16 protein-coding genes are annotated in these 25,941 nt (G+C 73.7%); 5 read left to right on the forward strand and 11 right to left on the reverse strand.

Annotated elements, in window-relative coordinates:
• Positions 1 to 165 precede the first annotated feature (165 nt).
• Positions 166 to 852, reverse strand: coding sequence for a cytidylyl-2-hydroxypropylphosphonate hydrolase (gene fomD / locus IF19_RS0130360; RefSeq protein ID WP_030115311.1), 687 nt, complete (start codon positions 850 to 852; stop codon positions 166 to 168).
• 194 nt (positions 853 to 1,046) lie between these two features.
• Positions 1,047 to 2,453: a class II fumarate hydratase gene (locus IF19_RS0130365; RefSeq protein WP_030115312.1), complete on the reverse strand. Its 1,407-nt coding sequence runs from the start codon at positions 2,451 to 2,453 to the stop codon at positions 1,047 to 1,049.
• A gap of 139 nt (positions 2,454 to 2,592) precedes the next feature.
• Here IF19_RS0130365 and IF19_RS0130370 point away from each other — a divergent pair, with 139 nt between their 5' ends.
• Positions 2,593 to 4,146 carry a ricin-type beta-trefoil lectin domain protein gene (locus tag IF19_RS0130370; RefSeq protein WP_030277625.1) on the forward strand — a complete coding sequence of 518 codons (1,554 nt, stop codon included), beginning with the start codon at positions 2,593 to 2,595 and terminating at the stop codon, positions 4,144 to 4,146.
• 165 nt (positions 4,147 to 4,311) lie between these two features.
• On the opposite strand, the gene IF19_RS0130375 is transcribed toward IF19_RS0130370, so the two are convergent.
• Genes IF19_RS0130375 through IF19_RS0130390 form a run of 4 tightly spaced genes read right to left on the reverse strand, consistent with a single transcriptional unit; the run spans position 4,312 to position 16,859 of the window.
• Positions 4,312 to 5,613 carry a M18 family aminopeptidase gene (locus tag IF19_RS0130375; protein WP_030115314.1) on the reverse strand — a complete coding sequence of 434 codons (1,302 nt, stop codon included), beginning with the start codon at positions 5,611 to 5,613 and terminating at the stop codon, positions 4,312 to 4,314.
• Entirely contained in the window at positions 5,610 to 11,981 is a 6,372-nt protein-coding gene (locus IF19_RS1000000138505; RefSeq protein ID WP_234313258.1) for a MupA/Atu3671 family FMN-dependent luciferase-like monooxygenase, read from the reverse strand. The genes IF19_RS0130375 and IF19_RS1000000138505 overlap by 4 nt, the downstream gene beginning before the upstream one ends.
• Positions 11,978 to 15,472: a type I polyketide synthase gene (locus tag IF19_RS0130385; RefSeq protein WP_030277628.1), complete on the reverse strand. Its 3,495-nt coding sequence runs from the start codon at positions 15,470 to 15,472 to the stop codon at positions 11,978 to 11,980. The genes IF19_RS1000000138505 and IF19_RS0130385 overlap by 4 nt, the downstream gene beginning before the upstream one ends.
• Positions 15,417 to 16,859, reverse strand: coding sequence for an MFS transporter (locus IF19_RS0130390; RefSeq protein WP_030115320.1), 1,443 nt, complete (start codon positions 16,857 to 16,859; stop codon positions 15,417 to 15,419). The genes IF19_RS0130385 and IF19_RS0130390 overlap by 56 nt, the downstream gene beginning before the upstream one ends.
• Before the next feature lie 82 nt (positions 16,860 to 16,941).
• Between IF19_RS0130390 and IF19_RS1000000138750 the strand changes: the two genes are divergently transcribed.
• The gene (locus IF19_RS1000000138750; RefSeq protein WP_030195246.1) at positions 16,942 to 17,943 is read left to right on the forward strand and encodes a LuxR C-terminal-related transcriptional regulator; all 1,002 of its coding nucleotides are present in this window, start codon (positions 16,942 to 16,944) and stop codon (positions 17,941 to 17,943) included.
• A 272-nt stretch (positions 17,944 to 18,215) separates the two neighbouring features.
• On the opposite strand, the gene IF19_RS0130400 is transcribed toward IF19_RS1000000138750, so the two are convergent.
• Positions 18,216 to 19,883: a fumarate hydratase gene (locus IF19_RS0130400; RefSeq protein WP_030115323.1), complete on the reverse strand. Its 1,668-nt coding sequence runs from the start codon at positions 19,881 to 19,883 to the stop codon at positions 18,216 to 18,218.
• A 231-nt stretch (positions 19,884 to 20,114) separates the two neighbouring features.
• On the opposite strand from IF19_RS0130400, the gene IF19_RS0130405 reads away from it, so the two are divergent.
• Both IF19_RS0130405 and IF19_RS0130410 read left to right on the forward strand, forming a co-directional pair.
• Positions 20,115 to 20,810 carry a DUF1707 SHOCT-like domain-containing protein gene (locus tag IF19_RS0130405; RefSeq protein WP_030115324.1) on the forward strand — a complete coding sequence of 232 codons (696 nt, stop codon included), beginning with the start codon at positions 20,115 to 20,117 and terminating at the stop codon, positions 20,808 to 20,810.
• Positions 20,811 to 20,975: 165 nt separating this feature from the next.
• Positions 20,976 to 21,347 carry a WhiB family transcriptional regulator gene (locus IF19_RS0130410; RefSeq protein ID WP_030115325.1) on the forward strand — a complete coding sequence of 124 codons (372 nt, stop codon included), beginning with the start codon at positions 20,976 to 20,978 and terminating at the stop codon, positions 21,345 to 21,347.
• 105 nt (positions 21,348 to 21,452) lie between these two features.
• Here the strand turns inward: IF19_RS0130410 and glpX are convergent, their stop codons facing one another.
• Positions 21,453 to 22,484 (reverse strand): class II fructose-bisphosphatase, encoded by a 1,032-nt coding sequence (gene glpX / locus IF19_RS0130415; protein WP_030115326.1) that lies wholly within the window; start codon positions 22,482 to 22,484, stop codon positions 21,453 to 21,455.
• Between the two features lie 248 nt (positions 22,485 to 22,732).
• Here glpX and IF19_RS0130420 point away from each other — a divergent pair, with 248 nt between their 5' ends.
• Positions 22,733 to 23,236 (forward strand): DUF4245 domain-containing protein, encoded by a 504-nt coding sequence (locus IF19_RS0130420; protein ID WP_030115327.1) that lies wholly within the window; start codon positions 22,733 to 22,735, stop codon positions 23,234 to 23,236.
• 177 nt (positions 23,237 to 23,413) lie between these two features.
• Here IF19_RS0130420 and IF19_RS0130425 read toward each other — a convergent pair whose 3' ends face one another.
• The 3 genes from IF19_RS0130425 to xseA all read right to left on the reverse strand — a co-directional run bounded on the left by IF19_RS0130425 (position 23,414) and on the right by xseA (position 25,788).
• Complete coding sequence (locus tag IF19_RS0130425) at positions 23,414 to 24,004, reverse strand: malonic semialdehyde reductase (protein ID WP_030115328.1); 591 nt, start codon at positions 24,002 to 24,004, stop codon at positions 23,414 to 23,416.
• Positions 24,005 to 24,246: 242 nt separating this feature from the next.
• Entirely contained in the window at positions 24,247 to 24,495 is a 249-nt protein-coding gene (locus tag IF19_RS0130430; RefSeq protein WP_030115329.1) for an exodeoxyribonuclease VII small subunit, read from the reverse strand.
• Between the two features lie 81 nt (positions 24,496 to 24,576).
• A complete protein-coding gene (gene xseA / locus IF19_RS0130435) occupies positions 24,577 to 25,788 on the reverse strand; it encodes an exodeoxyribonuclease VII large subunit (protein ID WP_030115330.1) in 1,212 nt (403 codons plus the stop codon).
• Positions 25,789 to 25,941 lie beyond the last annotated feature (153 nt).

A 25,941-nucleotide genomic window follows, 5' to 3' on the forward strand; every position in this document is an offset into this window, starting at 1 on the left:
GTGGTCCCGCGTCCGCGCGGAGCGCCCGGGCCGTGGCCCGTGGCTCCGTGCGACCGGCATGGTGACGTGTGGTCAGTTCCGGTGTGGCGGCCGCTGGTTGCGACTGTCGGCCCTCCGTGCGTCCGGGCCTGCCGACCGGACCGCCCGAAGGGTTCCTCCAGGGTCTCACGACGGCATGCGGGCAGGGGTCCGGTCCCAGTCATCCGGCAACGGCGGCACCCGCCACTCCGGGTCCGGCCGCCAGTGCTCCCAGCCGTCCCGGAACGGCGACCCCCAGCCGGTGATGACCTCGACCGCCGCCAGGCCGGCCTGCCGTACCCGCCGGGCGGTGCGGCGGTCCATCAGGCCGACCCGCTGCGCCTGGGCGAACTCGTCCTCGTCCAGCCATCTCCAGCTCCGGTCGGGGTTCACGGAGATGTCGAGAAAGTGATCCTCGGAATCCACCCCTCCGGACCACCGGCTGCGGGGCTCCTCCAGGTTCACGTACCAGTTGCGGAACAGCCAGCCGCGGTCCCAGAACAGCCACACCGACCACGGCTCACCGGGCCGGGCCAGCTTCAGCACCCCGGAGCCGAACCAGGTCGAACGGGCCGTCGTGCGCGGCGCGGTGTAGCGGGTGGCCAGCGGCTCGGCGTGCACCTGGGTGCCGTCCGCCAGCACCGGCCGTACGCACTCGGTGCCGGGCGCCATCCAGACGGCGAGCAGGTCGTCGGTGTCCTGGACGACGGTCACGGGACGGCAGATGTGCACGGGCCGGCCCCCGGCCGCCCCCTCGGCCCGGCCGTTGTCGCGGTAGCGCCAGAGGATCTGGTCCCCCGGCGCCCAGCGTGGGTGCTCTCCCGTACCTGTCATAAAGAGATCTTACGGAGCGCTCCCGCCGTCCCGCTGCGACTCAGGTCACCCGGGGGCACCGTCCGGCCGCTCCGGCGCGCGGCGGAGCGCACCCGGGCCCCGCCGCGCGCCCCGGCCGTGGGCACCCGGGCCCCCGCCTGCGCCCCGGCCGGCCGGGGCGGGGCGTGCGGGGCCCGGTCCGGCCGGGGCGGGGGTCACGGCCGCGTCATCCGCAACACGTCCAGCGCCTCGTCGAGCTGCTCCGTCGTCAGGTCGCCGCGCTCCACGTAACCCATGGCCAGGACCGTCTCGCGGATCGTCGTCCCGTCCTTCAGTGACGTCTTGGCGACCTTCGCCGCCTCCTCGTAGCCGATGTACTTGTTGAGCGGGGTCACCACGGACGGCGAGGACTCGGCGTAGGCGCGGGCCCGTTCCGCGTCGGCCGTGATGCCGTCGACCGTACGGTCCGCCAGCAGGCGGGAGGCGTTGGCGAGCAGCCGTACGGACTCCAGCAGGTTCTTCGCCATGACCGGGAGCATCACGTTCAGCTCGAAGTTCCCCGCCGCGCCCGCCGCGGCCACCGTCGCGTCGTTGCCGGTGACCTGGGCCGCGACCATCAGGACCGCTTCGGGGATCACCGGGTTGACCTTGCCCGGCATGATCGACGAACCGGGCTGGAGGTCGGGCAGCGCGATCTCCGCGAGGCCCGTGCGCGGCCCCGAGGCCATCCACCGCAGGTCGTTGCAGATCTTCGTCAGCGAGACGGCGATGGCCCTGAGCTGGCCGGACGTCTCCACCAGCCCGTCCCGCGCGCCCTGCGCCTCGAAGTGGTCGCGGGCCTCGGTGAGCGGCAGCCCGGTGACCTCCGCGACCCGTGCGATCACGGCGGCGGAGAAGCCGGGCGGGGTGTTGATGCCGGTGCCCACCGCCGTCCCGCCCAGCGGCAGTTCGGCCAGCCGGGGCAGGGAGGCGCGCAGCCGCTCCACCCCGTACGCGACCTGCGCCGCGTACCCGCCGAACTCCTGGCCGAGGGTGACCGGGGTGGCGTCCATCAGGTGCGTACGGCCGGACTTCACGACCTCCGCGAATTCGGCCGATTTCCGCCCCAGGGAATCGGCCAGATGATCGAGCGCCGGGATCAGGTCGGCGGTGACGGCGGCGGTGGCCGCGATGTGGATGGAGGACGGGAAGACGTCGTTGGACGACTGGGAGGCGTTCACGTGGTCGTTGGGATGGACCGGGCGCCCCAGGCGTTCGGTGGCGAGGGTGGCGATCACCTCGTTGGCGTTCATGTTCGAGGAGGTGCCCGAGCCGGTCTGGAACACGTCCACCGGGAAGTGGTCGTCCCAGCGGCCCGCCGCGACCTCCTCCGCCGCCTCCTGGATCGCGGTCGCGATGTCCGGATCCAGCACCTTCAGCTCGGCGTTCACCCGGGCCGCCGCGCCCTTGATCCGGGCCAGCGCCTCGATGTGCGCGCGTTCCAGGCGCTGTCCGGAGACCGGGAAGTTCTCCACGGCCCGCTGCGTCTGCGCCCGCCACTTGGCGTGCGCGGGGACCCGCACCTCACCCATCGAATCGTGCTCGATCCGGAATCCGTCGCCCTCGGACGCGGTACCCGGCATATCGGTTGAAGTGGGGACCGACCTGTCGACCATGGTGTTCAAACCTCCTGAAAAAGATGAGCACGTGTCTTGTTCTATGTATTCCCAAGCGGCCTACCGCCCAGTAAATACCGGGGGTAACCACTCACCGGGAGGCGCAATGAGGCGCACCAGCACCAGAGTTCGAGGGAAGCGAAGCCTGCGACGGCTCCGCTGTACGATCGCCGCCGCCGTCGCACTCGCGGCCGCCGTCGGCGGTATGGCCGCCGCCGGATCCGCGGGCGCGACGGAGTCGGGTACCAGCTCTATCGCATCCACCCCTCTCCCGCCCGCACTGGAAGCCGTCCGGGCGGCCGAGGCCACCCAGCTGTACGGGAGCCCCGCCGAGCGGCCGCTCGGCGACCGCAAGACCGGGCTGATCTCGCTCGGCGACAGCGAGATCTCCGGCGAGGGCGTCGGCACCTACGACCCCGGCACCAACGGGCCGGACAACTGGTGCCACCGCTCACCGGAGGCCGCCGTCCACCGCACGGGCATCGCGGCGGACGTCACGTACAACGTCTCCTGCTCCGGCGCCTATACCGGGAACATCAAAATCGGCGGAAACAAGCAGTACGCCGACGAGCTGGTGCAGAGCGACAGCCTCGCCATCAAGGCCCGCAACACCCGGATCAAGATGATCGTCCTGGTCGCCGGGGCCAACGACGACCTCCAGTTCGGCCCCGTCATGACCGACTGCGTGGTGCGCTACATCAGCCTCCAGGGCCCGTGCGAGCCCAAGTATGCGGGCGGCTGGCAGGCCCGCGTGGACGCGCTCGTCCCCAAGGTCGAGCAGACCGTCCGCGACCTGCGCACCGTCATGACGGACGCCGGGTACGCGAACAACGACTACAAGCTCGTCCTGATGGGCTACCCCAGCCCCATCGGCCCGGACTTCCGCGACAACCCCGACTTCCCCGGCAAGCTGATCTGCGGCGGACTCGGCTACGACTCCGACACCGTCTGGGGCCGCAACACCGCCGTACCCGCCTTCCAGGTCGGCATGCGCAAGGCCGCCGCCAGCACCGGGGCCACCTACCTCGACAACTCGCGGCTCTTCCACGGCCACGAGGTGTGCAGCGAGAGCCCGTGGGCGCGCGGCCTCTACATCGACCTGAGCAAGCCAGGACTGCCCGACGAGAACTCGGTCCGGCAGTCCTTCCACCCCAACGCGGCCGGCCACCGGGCCTTCGCCTCCTGCCTGACGCAGCTGTACGCCTCCGGGCTGCGCGAGGCGAGCTGCGCCGACCCGGCGAGCACGGGGACCCCGGTCCTGACCCGGGTGGCCTGGGACGACGTGTTCGTCCCGCTGAAGAACGAGGCGACCGGCACCTGCGTGGACGTGCCCGGCTCGGTCACCCGCAACGGCACGGCCATCGGCGGCTGGGACTGCCACGGCGGCCGCAACCAGAACTGGTGGTACGACAGCGGTACGCAGACCGCCCGCACCGCCCTCAGCCATGACCGCTGCCTCGACGTGCCCGGCGCGAAGTACACCGCCGGCGCCACGCTCGTCGTGTGGGACTGCTCGGGCGCGGCCAACCAGAAGTTCGTCCGGCAGGCGGGCACGATCCGCCCGGCCGCCGCGACGGGCCTGTGCCTGACACTGGCGGGGGCCAAGGACCCGCTCAGGCTCCAGACGTGCGACGGCACCGCGAAGCAGCGCTTCGCGTAACCGGGAGGGGCGCGGGGGCGGTCGCGACGCGCGGCCGCCCCCGCACCGCGTCCGCGGGTGCCTCCGCACCGCGTCCCCGGCCGCCCCCGCCCCCGAACCGCGTCCGCGGGCGCTTCTCCTCCTACGTCGCCGACGGGGCCGGGCCGGGTCCGACCCGGCCCGGGATCACTCCCCGACCATGATCGTGGTGAGGATCGCGGCGAGATGGCCCGGGTCGCGCACCCCGCACATCTCGCGCGCCGAGTGCATCGACAGCCCCGGCACCCCGACGTCCACCGTCGTCACGCCGAGCCGGGCCGCGGTCAGCGGGCCGATCGACGTGCCGCACGGCATCGCGTTGTTGGAGACGAACGGCTGCCAGGGGGCCCCGGCCCGCTCGGCCGCCGCCGTCAGCACCGCGATGCCGGTGGAGTCGGTGGCGTACCGCTGGTTGACGTTCACCTTGACGGTCGGCCCGCCGTTGGGGAGCGGACGGTGGTCGGGGTCGTGCCGCTCGGCGTAGTTGGGGTGCACCGCGTGCGCCATGTCGGCGGAGACGCAGAACGCGCCCGCCAGCGCCCGCGACCAGTCCTCCTCGCTGCCGCCGCGCGCCGCCAGGGACCGCGACAGCACGCGCTCCAGCAACGGGCTCTGGGCGCCCGTCTCGGAACCGCTCCCGACCTCCTCGTGGTCGAAGGCCGCCAGCACCGGTACGTAGGAGGGCCGCGTCTGCCCCGTCGCCGCGTCCACCAGCGCCGTCACCCCGGCGTGCACGGAGACCTGGTTGTCCAGCCGGGACGCCACCACGAACTCCCGGTCCACGCCCAGGTATCCGGGCGGCTGCACGTCGTGCAGCATCAGGTCCCAGGCCAGCACGTCCGACGGGTCCTCCCCGGCGGCCGACGCGACCCGGCGCAGCAGTTCGCCCTCGCGCGGCTCGCCCAGCGCCCAGATCGGCGCGATGTGCCGCTGCCGGTCCAGGGCCACGCCCTCGTTCACCGTGCGGTCCAGGTGGATGGCCAACTGGGGTACGCGCAGCAGGGGTTCGTCGATCTGGACCAGCCGGTTGCGCGGGACGCCGTCCGGGCCGCGCAGGGCGAGCCGGCCGGAGATGCCGAGGTCCCGGTCGAGCCAGGTGTTCAGCGGGACCCCGCCGTAGATCTCCACGCCGATCTGCCGCCAGCCCGCGGTCCCGGTGTCCGGCGCGGGTTTGACCCGGAGGTTCGGCGAGTCGGTGTGGGTGCCGACGATCCGGAACGGGGTGTGGGCGGGCGCGTCCTCGGGGACGTACCAGGCGATCAGCGCCCCGGCGCGGGCGACGAAGCAGCCGCCCGTCGCCCCCGTCCAGTCGTCCGTGCCGCGCAGTTCGCGGAACCCGGCCTTCTCCAGGCGCTGGGCCGCGCTCGCCACCACGTGGTACGGGGACGGGCTGGCGGCGATGAAGGCGAGCAGGTCGTCGGTGTGGCTGCGGTGGGGGGCCGGAGTCATACGGCATCCGCCTTTCCGGTGTTCGGCTGTGGCTGGGAGGGTGGGTCCGGCAGGGGCCGGGTGGGGATGTCCGGCAGTGGCCTCGTGGGGGAGGCCGGGAGCAGCGGTGTGCCGGGACGGCCGGGACTGCCGGTCCCGGCGTCGCCCGGGACGTCCTCGGCGCCGGGGGCCGAGGACCCCGCCGAGGGGTGTTCCCCGAGGAGTTCCCGCACCGGCCGGTCGGGCCGGGCGCAGAACTCCGCGAGCAGTTCGGTGTACGAGGCGAGCAGGGTGTGGGCGGTCGCGTGGTCCCACAGGTCGGTGGAGAATTCCAGGAACGTTCGATAACCCTTCGCCGGGTCCCGGCGCGGCGCAAGCCCGAAGCACAGCTCGCTGCGGGAAAGCGGCGGTGCCAGATCCGCCACCTCGACCCGGAGGCCGGGGATCTCGATGTCCGTGTCGACGGAGTTCTGGAAGGCCAGGACGTGCGGCACCCGGTCGGGGACGCTGACAGCGCCCGCCTCCCGCATCGCCCGCATGATGCGCGCGGTGGGCAGCACATGGGCCATGGCGCCGAGCGCACCCACGCCCGTTCGGGCCGCGAGCTCCGCGCAGCTCTCCTCAAGATTGGCTGAATCCAGTCGTACGCGGACCATCACCGCGGTGGACGTCATCGCCACGAGCGACTCGGTCGCGGTGCCCTCGCGGTTGGCGTACGGCACGCTCAGCAAGGTGTCCGGTTCCCCCGAGAGCCGGGTGAGGAAGACCCCGAGAGCCGCCGCCGCGACGGCGAACGGCGTGGTGCCCCGGGCCGCCGCCAACTCCTCCACCGCCGCCCGCAGCGCACCCGGCGCGACCCCGCGCACGGTGTCCCCGCGCCCGCTCAGCTTCGGCGGGCGCGGCCGGTCGGTGGGTACGGGGACGGCGGACGGCACCCCGTCCAGGTAGCGCGCGCAGAACGCGGCCCGCTCCGCCTCGGTGTCCGGGTCGTCGTGCTCGCGCTGCCACCGCGCGTACCCGGGGGCCTGCATCGCCGGAGCGGGCAGCCCGTGCGGCACGCCCGCGGCGGCGGCCGTGTACAGCGCCGCGATCTCCGCGAGCAGCAGCGACAGCGACCAGCCGTCCGCGCACACGTGGTGCAGGACGAACATCAGCTCCCAGCGGTCCTCCTCGACCCGCAGCAGCCGCAGGCGGGGCAGCAGGGGCCGGCCCAGTGCGAAGGGGGCTGCCGCGTCCGCCCGGCACAGGGCGTCCGCCCGGGGGCGGCGCTCGGCGGCCGGCAGCCCGGTCAGGTCCTCCACCGGCAGCGCCACCGGTCCGGCCGCCACCACCTCCTGCCACCAGGGTGCCTCCGGGGCGCCGGAACCGGTCGGCGCGCCCTGAGCGCTCTGACCGTCCTTGAGACCCTGACCGCCCGGCCCCTCCGCTGCGTCCTGACCGTTCGCCGCGCCCGGCCTGTCCGGGGTTCCCTGGACGTACCGGGTGCGCAGCGCGTCGTGGCGGGCGATCACCTCGGAGACGGCGGACCGCAACGCGGCCGGGTCCAGCGGGCCGGTGAACGTGATCCGCGTCGGTACGTTCCACACGGCCGGGTCCGGCATGGCGTGGTGCCCGGCGATCATCCGGGCCTGCTGGTCGCTGACCGGGGCGCGGTCGACGACGACCAGCGGGTCGGGGTCCGTCGGCCGGTCGGGCTCCGCCGGCGGGTCGGAGCCCGGCAGCGGTTCAAGGCCCGCCGCCGCCCCGGAATCCACCGCCGACTCCGAACCCACCGCCGACTCCAAACTCACCGCCGTCGCCACCGCATCCGTCGCGGACGCCGCGTCGCCCGCGAGCCGCGCGGTCATCGCCCGGAGGGTCGGCTCGGCGAAGAGGTCCCTCATCGGATACGCGACGCCGAGCGTGTCGCGCACCCGGTTCACCAGGCGGATCGCGGCGATCGAATTGCCGCCCAGATCGAAGAAGTCGGCGTCGTCGGGGAGGCCCCGCAGATCGAGGACGGACTCCCAGACCTCGCGGAGCAGGGCGGCGGTGTCCTCGCCGGTCGCGGACGCCGCCTCTGCCTCCGCATGAGTCTTCGTCTCCGCTTCCGCCGGTGAAGCCGTTCCCGTCGGGGAAGCCGTTCCCGCCGGGGAGGTCGTCCTCGTCGGCGCGGTCGTCTCCTCCGGTGCGGTCGTCTCCTCCGGTGGATCGGTCATCGTGTCCAACTGCCGTGCCAGATCGGCGAGGTAGCCGTCCGCCGTCCCCTGGTCGAACAGGTCCGCGTCGTAGCGCAGCCGCAGCCGCAGGCTGCCGTCCGGCGCCTGGGTGGCCATCAGCGCCAGCTCCAGGGGAGCCGACGCCGTCCCCGCCCAAACCGCCTCGGCACGCAGCCCCGGCAGTTCGATTCCGGCCAGCGCCGTGTGGTCCAGATCGACCGAAACGGTCATCAGCGGGCGCGGATTCCCCGGATCCGGGTGGACGGAGGCCAGCAGCGCGTCCAGGTCCACCCCGCTGTGCTCGTCCGCCGCGAACAGCGCCCGGCCCGTCGCCCGTACGGCGTCCGGCAGGGGCGTGGCATCGGTGGCGGACAGCGACAGCGGCAGCAGCGCCACGTGGAAGCCCACCGCGTCCGCCGTCTCCGGCCGCCGCCGCCCGAACGTCGTGCCGAGCAGGAACGCGTCCTGCCCCGACCGCCGCCGCAGCACCCACTGCCAGGCCGTGCACAGCGTGGCGAACAGGGTCACCCCGTGGAGCCCGCTCCACTCCCGCAGCCGGTCCGTCTCCGTCCGGCCCACGGTCCGGGCCACCGCCCCGCCGCGCCCCGCCACCCGACGGCCGCGCGGCCGGTCCGTGTGCAGGACCAGCACCGGCGGCTTCTCGCCCAGCAGCTCCCGCCACCAGGCCAGGTCGGCCGGGTCGGGGGAGGGCTCGGGGGCGCCGAAGGTCGTCCCGGCGGGACGCGCGAAGTACGGCGGGCGCCCGGCGCGGGCCGCCGCGTACAGCTCCTGGAGGTCGCCGGCGAGCAGCGCGGCCGAGTGCGCGTCCGTGATGATGTGGTGCAGGCCGAGGACCAGGACGTGGTCGTCGTCGGCCAGCCGCAGCAGCCGGGGCGTGAACAGCGGCCCCTCCGCCAGGTCGTAGGCCCGGTGGCTCTCCTCGGCGAGCAGCGCGGCGATCGCCCCGTCCGCGTCCTGCCCCCGGGCGTCGGACACCGCGAGCGCGCTGCGCGGCCCCTCCCGGACGACCTGGACGACACCGGCCCGCCCGTCGCCCCGGAACACGGTCCGGAGCCCCGCGTGGCGCTCGACCAGCCCCTCCACCGCCGTCCGCAGCGCTTCCACGTCCAGCGGTCCGCGCAGCCGTACCGCCTGCGTCTCGTTGTACGCCCCCGGGTTCTCCAGCACCTGCGCCGCCAGCCAGAGCCGGCGCTGGGCGGCGGTCGCGGGCGCCACCGCCTCCCGGGGCGGTGCGTCCGCCTCCCGGGTCGGTGCGTACGCCTCCCGGGGCTGTACGTCGGCCTCCCGGGTCGGGGCACACGCTTCCCGGGGCTGTACGTCAGCCTCCCGGGTAGGGGCAACCGCCTCCCGGGGCGACGCGACGGACGGCCGCGTCGGGTCGGTGCTTCGCGGCGGGTCGGTCCGCACCCGCTCCCGGACAGCCCCGGACCGTTCCTCGGCCCCCGCCCGCGCGTGCCGCTCCCGGGTCCCGCGGCGCAGGGCGTCCAGGTGCGTCAGCCCGGACCGCAGCCGCTGCTCGTCCATCCCGAAGTCGACCAGCGCGGCGATCTCGTCCACCCCGGCTCCGTGCAGCGCGTCGACGAACGGGGCGACGGTCGCGGGCGTCCCGATCAGGGCGCGCCGGTCGCAGTACCGGTCGTACGCCCGACGGAACAGGTAGTCCAGGTCCTCCCCGCTTGCCGCCGCGACGTCCTCGCGCCGCTGCCCGGCCGCCGTCGCCGCCGCCCGCATCAGCAGCGAGGACCGCAGATACCGCACCATCGGCTCCAGCGCCTCCGCCCGCGCGGTGGCGTGGTCGTCGGCGAGGTAGGTGTGCACCAGCACCGTCACCCGCCCGGCCGCCGGGTCGAGCCCGCACCGGGCCCGCGTACGCCGGTAGTGCGCGATGTTCGCGGCGAGTTCGTCCACGCTCTGGCCCATCAGGTTGGTGACGACGCCGAGCCCGCGCCGGGCCGCCTCCTCGTACGAGCCCCGCTGCCCGGAAGTGGCCAGGAAGAACGGCGGCTCCGCCTGCACCGGGCGCGGCCGGACGCGGATCTCCGCCTCCGCGCCCTCGCCCGTGCGCCGGCGTACCCCCTCGCCCCGCCACAGCCGCCGCACCTCGTCGAGATGGTCGAAGGCGATGCAACGCCGGTCCGCGAACCGGTCCGGGTGCAGGGCGAAGTCGCGGGCGTGCCAGCCGGTGGCGCAGCCGATGCCGACCCGCCCGCCGGAGAGGTTGTCGACCACCGACCACTCCTCCGCGATCCGCAGCGGATCGTGCAGCGGCAGGACGACCGAGCCCGCGTTGATCCGGATGCGGCCGGTCTCCCTCGCCACGGCGGCGGCGAGCACCGAGGGGTTCGGGAAGAGCCCGCCGAAGGAGTCGAAATGCCGCTCGGGCAGCCAGACGGAGGAGAAACCGTGCTCGTCCGCGAAGCGCGCGGTCGCGCAGACGGTCTCGTACGCCCGGACCGTCCCGCCGTCCTCCCGGCCGCCGTCCGTTCCGGCCCCGGCCTCCTCGCTCTGCGGGTAGTCGCCGAAGAAGTAGACGCCGAAGTCCGGTGCGGGACGCCGCGTTTCGGGCTCGCGGACGACGGGGGACGGTCGCGGCGGCCGGGGGAAGAACCCGCCGTCGCGCAGCTCGCGCAGCGACCCCTCGACCGCCTCGGCGACCCGGATCACGTCCTCCTCCGTGTGCGCGGTGGAGAGGTAGAAGCTCCGCCACTCCCAGACGTACACGCCGCGCAGTTGGAGGTGGTGGTACAGCAACTCCAGGTCGGCGCGGTGCTTGAAGCGAAACATCGACCCGAAGTGGACGAGTTCCAGCGGGAATTCCTCGTCGTGGAAGAAGGCGTTGAGCCGGTCCGCGAGCGCCTGCGTGCGGGCGTTGAGACCGCTCTGGAGCCCCGGCCCCCGCTCGGTGAGATGGGTGAGGACCGCGCGGGCCGCCGCCATCGACAGCGGGTGCTGCATGTACGTCCCGCCGATGAACGTGGTCTCGCGCGAGGGCCCGCCCGGCTCCCCGTACCGCCAGAACCCGCCGTCCACCCCGTCGAGCAGGTCCGCCCGGCCCGCCACCGCGCCGATCGGGAGCCCCGCCCCGAGCGCCTTCCCGTACGTGGCGAGATCCGGCACCACGCCGAAGTGGTCCTGTGCGCCGCGCGGGTGGGGCCGCAGCCCGGTCAGCATCTCGTCGAAGAGCAGCACGATGCCGCGCCGCGCGGTGAGTTCGCGCAGCGACCGCACGAACTCCACCGGCCGCAGGCCCGGGTTGCGGCACTGCACCGGCTCGACGAGCACGGCCGCGATCGTGTCGCCGAGGGCCTCGATCGTCTCCAGGGCCTCCGGCGCCCCGTACTCCAGCACGATCAGCTCCGCCACCGCACTGGCCGGGATGCCCCGCGAGACGGGCACGGCGTGCTGCCCCGGGCCGCCGGGGCGGCCGAGGACGGAGTCGATGTGGCCGTGGTACGAGCCCCGGAACATGACGACCTTGTCGCGCCCGGTCGCGGCCCGGGCCAGCCGGATCGCCGCCGAGTTCGCCTCCGTACCAGACGAGGCGAAGGCGACCCGCTCCGTACCGGTCAGCGAGGCGAGCAGGGCGGCGGCCTCCCCGGTGTCGGGGGAGCGGGGGCCGAAGCGCAGCCCGTCGGCGAGGTGGCGGCGCACCGCCTCGGTGACCGGCGCCGCCTCGTGGCCGAGGAGCAGCGCACCGAAGCCCATGGTGATGTCGGTGTAGTCGTTGCCGTCCACGTCGGTCAGGCGGGATCCGTGCGCCGAACGGGCGGCGATCGGGTAGAGCATCTCCTTCGTCGCGTCCCGGAACCCCACGACGGCCCGGCTGTCGGCGAGCGCCGAACGGTGGTGCTGGGCCAGCTCCTTGGAGGTGCGGGTGCGCTCGGTGAACCGCCGGACGAGCGAGGCGGTGTGGGCCCGCTGCGTGGCGTCGGCCCCCGCCCCGGCCATCCCGCCCGCCGCGTCCACGACGAGGCGTGGGCCGTGGGCGCTCGCCTCGGCAGCGGGGGCGGCCGGTTCCGTCGTGCGGGCCGCCGCCCCCACAGACGACGCGCGGCCCGCCGCCTCGCGCGCCGCCGCGAGCCGGTCGGTGAGCGCGCGCGACAACGCGGCGGCCCGCGCCACGGCGTCGGCGGCGGAACCGGCGGCGGACGCGGGAACCTCCGTGCTCATCGGGTCTCCGTCCCGGCGCGGGCGGTCAGCAGCGCGACGGCCTCGGAGAGCTGGGTGATCATCGCGGCCTGGATCTCCGCCAGTTGGCGTATCTGCTCGGACAGCGCGGCGACCTCGGCCCGGGTGGCGTACGCGGACGCGTCGGCGGCGGGCGAGTCCGCGCCGGTGGCGCTCCCTGCGACGGGCCCGGTGCCCATCGGCCCAGCGGCCGAAGGGACTTCAGGAGTCGGCGCCACAGCACTCATGCCCCCGAGGCCGACCGCCGGAGCCGCCAGAGCGCCGGCGTTCGTCGTCGCGGGGGCCGCCCGCCCCGCTATCAGCGCGGCCGTCAGACGCGGGGTGCCCGCCTCCTCCAGGACCTCCCGCATGCTGATCTCCGTGCCGAACTCCGCCTCCAACTGCCGCACCATCCCGATGAGCTGGAGCGAGTCCGCACCGAGCCCGACGAACGTGCGGTCCGCCGCGACCTCGTCGGGGCGGTGCCCGAGGTGGCGCGCGGTCAGCTCCAGCACCCTGTCCAGTACGGCCTGTTCGGTCATGCGGTCCTCCGGGGAGCGTGGCGATGGGCGAGCGGCATCGCAGCCGGCCGGGCGGGCCGGAGCGGGCGGTGCCGGGGGTGTGTCGGAAGCCGGGCGCGGCGTGCGCGGAGGGGGCGGCGGGGGCGTGTACGGGCCCGGCCCCCTCCAGTACGACCGGCGCTGGAAGGGGTACGTGGGCAGCCGGATACGCCGGCCCCCGCAGCCGTCGAGCAGCGCCGCCCAGTCCACCGGGGCCCCGGCGCAGTGCAGCGCGGCCACCGCCCGCTCCGCGTCCCGCGTCGGTACGCAGAGCGCGTCCGGCAACGTCCGGCGGACCATGCGCGTCAGCACGGCGGACGGCCCCAGCTCCACCAGCAGCGGAGCACCGGGACCCGGCAGCGGCCCCCCGGCCCCCGCACCCCCGCCCAGCCGGTCCAGCACGGCGGCGAAGTCGGCCGTACGGCGGGCCTGCGCGACCAGGTACGCGGCGTCGGCCCGCCACCCCGCCGGGCGTACGGTGCCGTCGATGCCGTCGACGAACTCCGTGTGCAGCGGGCGCAGTTCGGTCTTGTCGGCCAGCACCCGGAACTCCTCCAGCGCCCCGTCCAGCAGCGCGGTGTGGAACGCCCGGTCCACGGCCAGCACCTCGTACGCCTCGCCCCGCGCCGCCAGCAGCGCCCGCACCGCCTCCACGGCTTCCGGGGCCCCGCCCAGCACATGGTGCGCCGCCCCGTTCACCACGGCGAGCTCCAGCCCCGGCACGGCGGCCAGCAGCTCCCGTACCCGGTCCCGGGGGACGAACGCGGAGGCCATCGCGCCCGGGGCGGAACGTTCCTCCATCAGCCGTCCGCGCCCGCAGACCAGCCGCATCGCGTCCTCGGCGTCCAGCGCCCCGGCCACGCAGAGCGCCGCGTACGCCCCGACACTGTGCCCGGCGACCCGCGCCGGGACGATCCCGAGCCGCTCCCACAGGCGGGCCTGGGCGAGCTGGAGGGCGAACAGGGCGGGCTGGGCGAAGGCGGTGTCCCAGCGCGCGGGGCCCCGCCCGCCGACGATCCGGTCGAGGAAGTCGTGCCGGCCGGTCTCCTCGGCGTACACCCGGGCGCACTCCGCCAGCGTCCGGGCCACCACGGGGAAGCGCGCGGCGAGTTCGGCGCCCATGCCCGGGTGCCCGCCGCCCTGCCCGCTGAACAGGAACACCGGCTGCCGTACGCCGTCCGCGACCCCCGTCGCGTACGCCTCGCCCGCCGGGGCCCCGGACAGGAACGCGTCCAGCCCGGCGACCGGGTCCGCCGCCGTCACCACCAGCCGGTGCGGCAGCAGCCGCCGGCCGAGCGCCATGGTGGTCAGCAGATCGGCGGGGGCCGGGGGCGCCTCGTCCGCCAGCCGGTCCCGCAGCGCGCCGGCGTACGCCCGCAGCGCCTCCCCGTCAGCGGCCGAGACCGGCAGCAGGGCGGGCACGCGGGCCGACGGCGACGACAGCGCGGGCGCGCGGGCCGAAGGCGACAACAGCGCGGGAGCCGACATCGAGGGCGTCGATGGAGCGGCTGCGGCTGCGGCGGCTGCGACGGGCGCGGCCTCCGGCGCCTGTTCCAGGATCACGTGAGCGTTCGTACCGCCCATGCCGATCGCGTGCACACCGGCTCGCCGCACCCCCGGCAGCGGCCAGCTCCGCTCCCGTACCGGCAGCAGGAACGGACTGCTCTCCACCGCCAGCGCCGGGTTGGGGCGGGCGAAGTTCACCAGCGGCGGGACCACCCCGTGGCGCAGCACCTCCACGGCCTTGATCAGTCCGGCGAGCCCGGCCGCGCTGTCCAGATGGCCGATGGCCGGTTTCGTCGAGCCGAGCGCGCAGAACCCGGTCCGGTCGGTGTGCGCGCGGAACGCCTCCGTCAGGGCGGCGAACTCGATCGGGTCACCCTTCAGCGTGCCCGTGCCGTGCGCCTCCACATAGCCGATGGACGCCGCGTCCACGCCCGCCGCCCGCAACGCCCCGAGCACCGCGTCCCGCTGCCCGGCTGCCCCGGGGGCCGCGAACCCCCGTTTGTCCGCGCCGTCGTTGGTGACCGCCGAGCCCAGGATCACCGCGTGCACGGTGTCGCCGTCGGCCAGCGCCCGTGCCAGCGGCTTGAGGAGGACGGCGGCGGCCCCGTTGCCGCCCACCGTGCCGTCCGCCGCCGCGTCGAAGGCCCGGACGGCACCGGTGGGGGAGAGGGTGGAGCCCTTCACCGGCACGTGTCCGCTGACCTGCGGCAGATGCAGCGCCGCCGAGCCCACCAGCATCAGGTCCGCGTCCCCGGCGCGCAGCGCCTGGCAGGCCAGGTGCACCGCCACCAGAGAGCTGGAGCAGGCCGTCGACACGGTGAGCGCGGGGCCGGTCAGACCGAGCCGGAAGGCGGCCCGAGCGGCCACGAAGTCGGGGTAGGTGCCGACCTGGACCTGCTTGGCGGTCATCCAGTCGCCCGACCCGGCCTCCGCAGCCAGGTTCTCGGCGAGATAGCTGTGCAGCGAGTACAGGCGGTAGCCCACGCTGCCGTACACCCCGATCCGCACGGAATCGTGCGCACCGCCGCCCGCGCGCCCCTGCCGTACGGAGCCGCCGCCCCCCTCCGCGAGGCCGTCCCCGTCCCCGGCGTGGCCGCTGCCGTCCCCCGCGTATCCGCCGTCCTCCAGCGCGTGGAAGCAGCATTCCAGGAACAACCGCTGCTGCGGATCGGTGAGTTCGGCCTCGCGCCCGCTCATCCCGAAGAAGCCGGCGTCGAAGCCGTCCACCCCCGCCAGCGGCGCGCTCGCCCCGGCGAACCCCGGCTGCCGGTACCGCTCCGCCGGTATCCCCGCCGCCGCGAACTCGGCCCGGGTGAAGCGGCGTACGTGGCCGGCCCCCGCCCGGATGTCGCGCCAGTACGCCTCGGGGGTGTCAGCCCCCGGAAACCTCAGCGCCGTCCCGATCACCGCGATCCGGTCGTCCCTCAACGGCCTGTTCCTTTCGCAGCCCCGCACGCCCCGCGCGCGCCGAACGCCCGGCGCGCTCTCCCCGCCCCGTACGCTCCTCCGCCCGCCGCAGCCCCGCCACCCGCAGCAGGAACACGACGGCCACGACGATGGCGGCCCCGTGGGACCAGCCCACCACGGCCAGCGGGGTGAACCGGTCCAGGGCCGCCGCCACGAGGATCATGCCGACGCCGAAACCGAGATTCTCAAATGTGGCCGACAGACCGAAGGCGTGGCCGCGCAAGGTGGCCGGAAGTGTCTGCAGGTGCGAGGTGTACGAGACCTCCGTGAGGCCGTCCGCAGCGCCCGCGACCAGCGCGATCACCGCTGTCACCGCCAGCGGGAACCCGGCGAACGCCGCGATGAAGGCGGCCGACATCACCACCGTGCCGTAGCCGAAACCGAGCGCTCCCACCGTGTGCCCGGTGCGCTGTGCGTACCGCTGGATCACCTGCTGGGCCCCGATGTTGCCGAGCGCCCAGACGCACCAGAACGCGCTCACGAACACGGCCGGGTTCGCGTCGTCCAGCGAGGCCGAGTAGATCGGCAGGGCCGCGTTGTGGGACGAGGAGCCGAACGCGTCGACCCCGCGCAGCGCCACCATCAGCCCGAGGCCGGGCGCGGCGGCGAGCGCCAGGAAGGCCGTCGGGCGCCACCGGCTCCCGGACCCCTTCGAGGACGCCTCCGCCTCGGACTTGCCCTCGTCCTCCTTCTCCCCGGCCGCGGTGCCGCCGGCTCCCTTCCCGCCCGCGATCGGCAGCAGCGCCACCGTCACCGCGCAGACCACGAAGGTCGCCATGTCGACGAGGAAGGCGGCCGTGTACCCGACGAGGGAGACCACGACGCCCGCCGAGGCGAACCCCGCCACCATGGCCAGCGAACGCCCGGTGATCGAAAGCGAGTTCGCCCAGGCCCGGCGGTCCTCGCCGACCATCTCCGGGATCGAGCTGCGCAACGCCACCATGAAGAGCGTCCCGCACGCCCCGATCACCACCGAGACGGCCATCAGCGCGCCGGTCAGCAGACCGTCCGGCGCCAGGATGAGCAGGAGCATCACGGCGCCCTGCCCGATATTTGCCCACAGCATCACGCTTTTCGCGCTGAATCGGGCGAGGAGATTGCCCACGACCAGTCCGGCGACGAATCCGGAGGCCAGCCGCACCGCCATGAACAACCCCATGGCCAGCGCCCGCCCCGTCGTCTCGTAGACGAAGAGATTGAGCGCCACCATATTCAGGAATGTGCCGTAGGAGGACACCGCGTATCCGCCGACGAGGAATCGGAAACGGCGCTCGGAGACCGCGGTGTCCCGGTCCTTCCCGGCGTCGCCGTCCGGGTCGTTCGCCGTCGGCCTGTCCGTACCGTCCATTCCAGATGTCACCCGGACATACTCGTCGCACGACGCCGCCGAGAAGACGTCCGCCGATTGCACAAAGGTAATCTGCACCCTTGTGAAGGCCGATCATTCCCCCTCACCGGTATGTGATTGCCGTGAATCACGCATGGACCGGTCGATTCCGGAACAACCCTGCGAGGCGGCGCTCGCGGCCTATCGCCGCGCGCTGACGGAGGGCGGGCTTCCGGCGGAGGCCGCCCCGCCCTGCCTGCGCTCCCTGCACCTGATGGTGGCCGACCAGGAGGTACCGGGGCGCCTCGTCCCCGTACCGCCGGAGACCGCGTCGTTCGCCGCCCTCGCCCCGATCGAGGAGGCCATCGCCGAGCAGCGCCGCACCCTGCGCTCCGCCCGCGCCACCCTCGCCGCCTTCGAGGGCCTCTACGCCGAGACGTACCCGCCCGAACGCCCCGCCCTCACCCGGCTCGCCGGGGCCGCCGTCATCAGCAAGGCGCTGGAGGCCGGGGTGAGCGGCTGCCGCGCCGAGGTCCGGACCGCCCACCCCGGCGGCGGACGCCCCGCCCACATCCTGGAGCAGTCCCTCCCGCGCGACCTCGGCAACCTGCGGCGCGGCATCCGCCAGCGCACGCTCTACCAGCACGCCGTCCGCTCCGACCGCACCACGCTCGCCTACATCGAGCAGGTGACCGCCGAGGGGGCCGAGATCCGGACGCTCCCGGAGGTCATCGACCGGTTCATCGTCTTCGACCGGGACCTCGCCTTCATCCCGTTCTCCGACGATCCGCACACGGCGCTGCGCGTCCGCCACCCGTCCCTGGTGCGGTTCCTGGTCCGCCACTTCGACGAGGCGTGGTCGCGCGCGGCCCCCGTACGCCCCGAACGCGCGCCGCTGCGCACGCCCTTGGTCACCTCCGACCTCCAACGGGCCATCCTCCAGGCGGTGGTGAACGGCGAGACCGACGCCGCCATCGCCCGCCGCATCGGCATGAGCCGCCGCAGCGTGGCCGAGCACGTGCGCAAGGTGTCCGAGCAGCTGGGCAGCAACAGCCGGGCCCAACTCGGCTACCTGGTCGCGACATCGGGCCTGCTGGACGACTGAGGAACGGCCGACCGGAGGCCGAGGAGCGGGTATCCGGGGCGACCGGCCGGGACCGGCCGACCAGGACCGGGCCGACCGGCCGGGACCGGCCGACCGGACCCCCGAGGGCCCGAGAGGCACCGGACCCCCGAGGGCCCGAGAGGCGCCGCACGCCCGAGGCGCCGCACGCCCCAGGGCCCGACCGCCCCAGGCGCACCGCACGCCGCAGGGGCCCACCCGGACGGGCGGGCCCCTGCGTACGCGTACGGGACGACGGGTTACGGGACGACGGGTCAGGCCAGACCCGGCCCCCGCACCGGAATGCTGGTGAAGGTCGGCGCCGGGGCGGGCTCGGTGAAGAAGTCGTTGCCCTTGTCGTCGACGACGATGAACGCGGGGAAGTCCTCGACCTCGATCTTCCAGACCGCTTCCATGCCGAGCTCCTCGTACTCGACGACCTCGACCTTCTTGATGCAGTCCTGGGCGAGCCGGGCCGCCGGGCCGCCGATCGAACCGAGGTAGAAGCCGCCGTGCGCGTCGCAGGCGTCGGTGACCTGTTTGCTGCGGTTGCCCTTCGCGAGCATCACCTTCGAGCCGCCCGCCGCCTGGAACTGCTCCACGTAACTGTCCATGCGGCCGGCCGTCGTCGGGCCGAACGAGCCGGAGGCGTACCCCTCGGGCGTCTTCGCCGGGCCCGCGTAGTACACCGGGTGGTCCTTGAGGTACTGCGGCATCTCCTCGCCCGCGTCCAGCCGCTCCTTGATCTTGGCGTGGGCGATGTCGCGGGCCACGACCAGCGGGCCGGTCAGCGAGAGGCGCGTCTTGACCGGGTACTTGGTCAGTTCGGCCAGCACCTCGTCCATCGGCCGGTTGAGGTCGATCTTCACGACGTCCCCGGACTCGTCCAGGTGCTCGTCGGTGGTGTCCGGGAGGAAGCGGGCCGGGTCCTTCTCCAGCTGCTCCAGGAAGACGCCCTCGGCGGTGATCTTCGCGGTGGCCTGGCGGTCCGCCGAGCAGGACACGGCGATGGCGACGGGCAGCGAGGCGCCGTGCCGGGGCAGGCGCACCACGCGCACGTCGTGGCAGAAGTACTTGCCGCCGAACTGCGCCCCGATCCCGATCCTCTGCGTCAGCTCGAAGACCTTCTCCTCCAGCTCCTTGTCCCGGAAGCCGTGCCCGGTGGGGGAGCCCTCGGCGGGCAGCTCGTCCAGGTAGTGCGCGGAGGCGTACTTGGCGGTCTTCAGCGCGAACTCCGCCGAGGTGCCGCCGACCACGATCGCCAGGTGGTACGGCGGGCAGGCCGCGGTGCCCAGCGAACGGATCTTCTCCTCCAGGAACTTCATCATGGAGGTCTCGTTCAGAACGGCCTTCGTCTCCTGGTAGAGGAACGACTTGTTGGCCGAGCCGCCGCCCTTCGCCATGAAGAGGAACTTGTACGCGCCGCCGTCGGTGGCGTACAGCTCGATCTGGGCCGGGAGGTTGGAGCCGGTGTTCTTCTCGTCCCACATGGTCAGCGGGGCCATCTGCGAGTAGCGCAGGTTGAGCTTGGTGTACGCGTCGTAGATCCCGTGCGACAGGGCCTCCTCGTCACCGCCCTCGGTCAGCACGTTCTGCCCGCGCTTGCCCATGACGATCGCCGTGCCGGTGTCCTGGCACATCGGGAGCACGCCCGCGGCGGCGATGTTGGCGTTCTTCAGAAGGTCCAGCGCCACGAACTTGTCGTTGGAGGACGCCTCCGGGTCGTCGACGATCCGCCGCAGCTGCGCCAGGTGGGCCGGGCGCAGGTAGTGCGAGATGTCGTGCATCGCCTCGGCGGCGAGCGTGCGCAGGGCCTCCGGCTCGACCTTGAGGAACGTCCGGCCGTCGGCCTCGAAGGTGGAGACGCCCTCGGCGGTCACCAGACGGTACGGCGTGGTGTCCTCTCCCAGGGGGAGCAGATCGGAGTACGCAAACTCTGCCATGACGGCCATTCCTCACTCGGCGACAGCGGCTGACCTCCCTCGGGCAGCGCGTCAACCAGGGTAGAACGCCGCCTACGGGAACATCCTGTGAGGTAAGGCTCACCTGGACCGGGGCCCGGGGCTTCCGGGCCGCGGGCCGGTGTCCGGGGGCGCCGCACGGCCCGCCGCCGGCCGCCGGGCGCGCCGGTCGAGGGGTAGTCGCGATCTATCGCGTTTGGGTACCCTGGGCCGGTGGACCTAGAGAAGCAGCCCCAGCAGCCGCTCGCCCCGGCCGCCCCGCCGCACGCCGAACCCCTGGCGGCCGACGACCTCCGCGCCTCCGACGCCGACCGCGACCGGATCGCGGACATCCTGCGCGAGGCGATGGCCGAGGGTCGTCTGACGGCCGACGAGCACGCCGAGCGGGTCGACCTGGTCTACCGGGCCAAGACCGTCGGCGAACTCCAGCCGCTGGTCAGGGATCTGCCCGCCTCGCACGGTTCCACCGCCCGGACGAGCGCCCAGCAGCCGTACGCCTACGGCCCCGAGGGCCCCGACGGGCCCGCAGAGAACTTGGTCGCGGTCTTCAGCGGCGCCTCCCGCAAGGGCCGTTGGCGGGTCGGCGGCCGGACGAACGCCTTCGCGCTGTTCGGCAGCGTGGAGATCGATCTGACCGAAGCGCTTTTCGGCCAACGACTGACCGTCATCAACGCGACGTCCATCTTCGGCAGCGTCGATGTGCGGGTGCCGGAGAACATTTCCCTGCGCGGCAACGGCACCGGGGTTTTCGGCACGTTCGACGTACGGACGCTCGAATCGGTGGACCCGGAGGCGCCGGTTGTCGTGGTGAACGGCTATTCCGTGTTCGGGACCGTCGAGGCGCGGCCGAAGCGCGGCAAGTTCGTCGCGGACCTCCAGCGCCGGCTGCGCAAACACCTCGGCCACTGAATAGGAGGCGGCGGAAGCCCTTCGGTATTCAGCCAGAATGCCGCGCGGGCGCATTGCTGTGCGTCGCGCGCCGGTGTCTCTCAGTGCATAGGCGTACGCGCAGCGGGTAGGGAGTGCTGCATCGACTCTCGTTCGCGAAGCCGTAGCCGTCGTCAGGAGTAGACCGTGCTGCAACCGCCGCATCAGCCCCTGCAGGTCGCCGCCGTTCCGGCCCAGCGCACCCCCGCCCGGGAGGACGATGCGGGCCCCTGGCACTCCGACGCGGCCTGCCGCAGCGACGAGGCCGGCCTGTTCTTCGCCCCCTCCAAGGAGCCGACCGCCGCCCGGCTGGCCCGCGAGGAGGCCGCCAAGCGGGTCTGCGCCCGGTGTCCGGTCATGGTGGAGTGCCGGGAGCACGCGCTGATGCAGCCCGAGCCGTACGGGGTGTGGGGCGGGCTCACCGCCGCGGAGCGCCGGGTCGCGCTGGCCCGGCGGAGGCGGCGGGACATCGAGCTGACGACCGCGGCGACGGCCGGCCGCATAGCCGCCGCGGGCTGACCGCGTACGCGTACGAGGAGGGGGCGCCGGGAAGCGGATCAGCTTCCCGGCACCCCCTCCTCGCGCACACGTCACGGGCTTCCGGCCGCCTCGGCGGCCTCCGGCCTACTTCGCGCGGTCGAAGTCGATGGCGCTGTACGCGCGCAGCTTCGACAGCCGGTGGGTCGAGGAGATCGACCGGATCGTGCCCGACTTGGACCGCATCACGATCGACTCGGTGGTCGCCGTCTCCGCGCGGTACCGCACACCGCGCATCAGCTCACCGTCCGTGATCCCCGTCGCCACGAAGAACACGTTGTCGCCGCTGACCAGGTCGTCGGTGGACAGCACCCGGTCCAGATCGTGGCCCGCGTCCAGCGCCTTCTGCCGCTCCGCCTCGTCCTTCGGCCACAGCTTGCCCTGGATGACGCCGCCGAGGCACTTTATGGCGCACGCCGAGATGATGCCCTCGGGCGTCCCGCCGATGCCCATCAGCAGGTCGACGCCGGTGCCCTCGCGGGCCGCCATGATCGAGCCCGCGACGTCGCCGTCGGAGATGAACTTGATCCGCGCGCCGGTCTCCCGGATCTCCTTGACGATGCCCTCGTGCCGAGGCCGGTCGAGGATGACGACGGTGACGTCCTCGGGCGTGGAGTTCTTCGCCCGGGCCACGCGGCGGATGTTGACGGCCACGGGCGCGTTGATGTCGACGAAGTCCGCCGCCTCGGGCCCGGTGACCAGCTTGTCCATGTAGAAGACCGCCGACGGGTCGAACATCGCGCCGCGGTCGGCGGCCGCCAGCACGGCGATGGCGTTCGGCATGCCCTTGGCGTTGAGCGTGGTTCCGTCGATCGGGTCGACGGCGATGTCGACCTCGGCGCCGGTGCCGTCACCGACCCGCTCGCCGTTGAACAGCATCGGGGCCTCGTCCTTCTCGCCCTCCCCGATGACGACGACGCCGTTCATCGAGACGGTCGAGACGAGGGTGCGCATGGCCTTCACGGCGGCGCCGTCGGCGCCGATCTTGTCGCCGCGGCCCACCCAGCGCCCGGCCGCCATGGCGGCGGCCTCGGTGACCCGGACCAGCTCCAGGGCCAGGTTGCGGTCGGGGGCCTCGGGGGAGACCTCCAGTTGGGACGGCAGATGATGCTCGGACATCGGAGCGCACCTTTCTGTACGGCGACGACCGGATATGAGGGTGCTGTGACTCTATCGGTAGGTCGATAAAATGAGCAGGGCGGGTCACGCATGAGCGCCGCCGCGCCGCCCGCTTCGGCCGATATCCGCCGCGTCCCGTGGCCGGCGTCCGCCGCGCCCCGCGACCGGCACCCTGCGGCCGGGCGTGTCAGGCCGCGTGCCACCATGGACCCGTGGCAAGCAAGCGAGGCAAGCAGACAGTCCGGGACATGTTCCTGTCGACGTTGGTGATCGCCGCCTGCGCGGGGGTCATCTACCTCTTCATCCCGAAGGACGAGCACGCGGACCCGGTCAAGGCGGTCGACTTCACCGTGGAGCTGGCGACGGTGCGGACCGCCGCGCCCTACCCGGTGGCCGCGCCGGAGGGCCTGCCGGAGAAGTGGAAGGCGACCTCCGTCCGGTACGACGAGGCCGCCGACAAGGCGTGGCACCTCGGCTTCCTCGACGCGGACCGCAAGTACGTCGCGGTCGAGCAGTCCACCGCCGCCGCGCGTACGTACGTCCCCGAGGTCAGCCAGAAGGCGAAGGACACCGGGCGCACCGAGACCGTGGCCGGCGAGGAGTGGCAGGTCTGGGAGGGCGACAAGTACGACGCCCTCGTCCTGCCCGGGAAGGGCCACACCACCGTGGTGACCGGTTCGGCCCCCAAGGAGAGCCTGGTCGCGATGGCCGAGGCGCTGAAGACGACGCCGCCGGCCGCCCCGGCCCCCTGATACGCGGCTCACGCCGGACCGTCGCGGACGAAGCGCCGGACCGTCGCGACGAAGGCCCCGGACCGTCGCGGACGAAGCGCCGGACCGTCGCGACGAAGGCCCCGGACCGTTGCGGACGAAGGCCCCGGACCGCCAGGTACGCCTGGTGGTCCGGGGCCTTCGCGCGGGCGAGGTGCCTCAGACGGTCTTGACGACCTCGTCGTAGGAGAGGCGCGGGCTGCGCGGGAACCAGGCGTCCTCGCCCGGCTTGCCGATGTTGACGACCATCAGCGGGGTGTGGTCGCCGTCCAGGAACTCCTTCTGGATGCCCGCGGCGTCGTACCCGGTCATCGGGCCGGCGGCCAGACCGGCGGCGCGGACGCCGATGATGAAGTAGGCGGCCTGCAGCGCGGCGTTGAGGCCGGCGGCGGACTCGCGGACCGGGCGCTCCGAGAAGAAGACGTCCTTGGCCTGCGGGAAGTGGGGGAGCAGGGCCGGGAGCTCCTCGTGGAACTCGTTGTCGGCGGCCAGGATCGCGACCAGCGGGGCCGTCGCGGTCTTCGGGCGGTTGCCCTCGGCCATGTGCTGCACCAGACGCTCGCGACCCTCGGCGGACCGGACCAGGACGACGCGCAGCGGCGACTGGTTGAAGGCGGTGGGGCCGAACTTGACCAGGTCGTAGATGGCCTGGACCTGCTCGTCGGTCACCGGCTCGTCGGTGAACGTGTTGGCGGTACGGGCCTCGCGGAAGAGGAGGTCCTGGGCGGCGGCGTCGAGAACGAGGGACATGTGGTGCTGACCTTCCGAAGTACACAGTGGGGGAAGAAGGTCCGAGCGTACGCCTGGATTAGGTTAACTTTCAACTAAAGCTGGCGCCGGGTGATCCATTGCACAGGGCACCCATCCGGTCCGCGCGACACCTGGACCGGTCCGTCCCCGCGTCCGGGATCGCGGGCCGCCCCGGCTCCGACCTCGGTCGCAGGGCCGGCTCCGGGCCGCAGAGAGGGCTCCGGCCGCAGGGCCGCCCCGGCTCAGCCCTCCTCGGCGTCCCGGTCCTCCGGGCGGGCGAGGGCCGCGTCCAGCCGGGCGCGCGCACCCTCCAGCCAGCGGCGGCAGACCTTCGCCAGCTCCTCGCCCCGCTCCCACAGGGCCAGCGACTCCTCCAGCGTCGTGCCGCCCGCCTCCAGCCGGCGCACCACCTCGATGAGCTCGTCGCGCGCCTGCTCGTAGCCGAGCGTGCCCGTGGCGGCGGCAGTCGCCTCCGTACCGTCGTCCGTCATGTGATCCACCCTAAATGTGAGCTGTCATGTCCAAGGAGGCCCCGGGCCCCGGTACGTCACGGCGGGCGCGGGCCCGCCGGTTCACCCGTCCACCCGTACGGTGAACTCGCCCTCCGACACCCGCGCCCGCAGCGGTTCACCGGGCGCCCCGGCCTCGTCGGGGGAGCGCACCACGTGCCCGTCGGGCCGCTGGAGCACCGCGTACCCGCGCTCCAGCGTGGCGGCGGGGGAGAGCGAGACGACCCGGGCGAGCGTGTGCGCCAGCTCCGAATCGGCGCGGTCCAGCAGATGGCCCAGCACCCGGCGGCTACGCCCGACGAGCGCGTCGACCTCGGCCTCGCGCTCGTCCACCAGCCGCTGCGGCCGCTCCATCGCGGGCCGGCCCAGCGCGTGCGCGAGCCCCCGCTCCTCCCGGTCCAGCAGCCCCCGTACGGTCCGCAGCGCCCGGTCCCGCAACTGCTGCACCCGGTCCAGCTCCTCGCCCACGTCGGGGACGACCTTTTTGGCCGCGTCCGTCGGCGTGGAGGCCCGCAGGTCGGCCACCAGGTCCAGCAGCGGCGAGTCGGGCTCGTGGCCGATCGCGGAGACCACCGGCGTACGGCACGCGGCCACCGTCCTCACCAACTGCTCGTCGGAGAACGGCAGCAGGTCCTCGACGCTGCCGCCGCCCCGGGCGACCACGATCACGTCGACCTCGGGCAGCGCGTCCAGCTCCTCGACCGCCTGCACGACCTGGGCGACCGCGTTCACCCCCTGGACGGCGGTGTTGCGGACCTCGAAGCGGACGGCGGGCCAGCGGCGGCGGGCGTTCTCCAGGACGTCGCGCTCGGCGGCGGACGCCCGCCCGCAGACCAGGCCGATGAGCTGCGGCAGGAAGGGGAGCGGCTTCTTCCGGTCCAGCGCGAAGAGCCCCTCCGAGGCGAGCGACTTCTTCAACTGCTCCAGCCGCACCAGCAGCTCGCCGATGCCGACCGGCCGTATGTCGGTGGCCCGCAGCGAGAGCTGCCCCCGGGGCGCGTACCACTCGGGCTTGGCGAGCACGACGACCCGCGCGCCCTCGCTCACCACGTCGGCGATCCGGTCGAAGACCTGCCGGAAACAGGTCACGCTCACCGAGATGTCGTGCGAGGGGTCCCGCAGCGTCAGGAAGACGACACCGGCCCCCGGCCGCCGCGAGAGCTGGGTGATCTGCCCCTCCACCCAGACAGCGCCGAGCCGGTCGATCCACCCCCCGATCAGCCGGGAGACCTCACCGACGGGCAGCGGCGCTTCCGCGGACGTGTTGAGAGCCATACGGGCGAGCGTATCGGCACCTACCGACACCCAGCCCGTACGCGCGCACATCCCGTACGCCGGTCCCGTATGCGCGCCGCCTTGTGCCGCACCCCGTACGCGCGCCCATCCCGTACGCGCGCCCCGGTAGGTCCCCCGGGCGTCCGCCCTCAC

Origin of the sequence: Streptomyces californicus, assembly GCF_000717645.1 — a bacterium.
Classification (GTDB): domain Bacteria; phylum Actinomycetota; class Actinomycetes; order Streptomycetales; family Streptomycetaceae; genus Streptomyces; species Streptomyces californicus.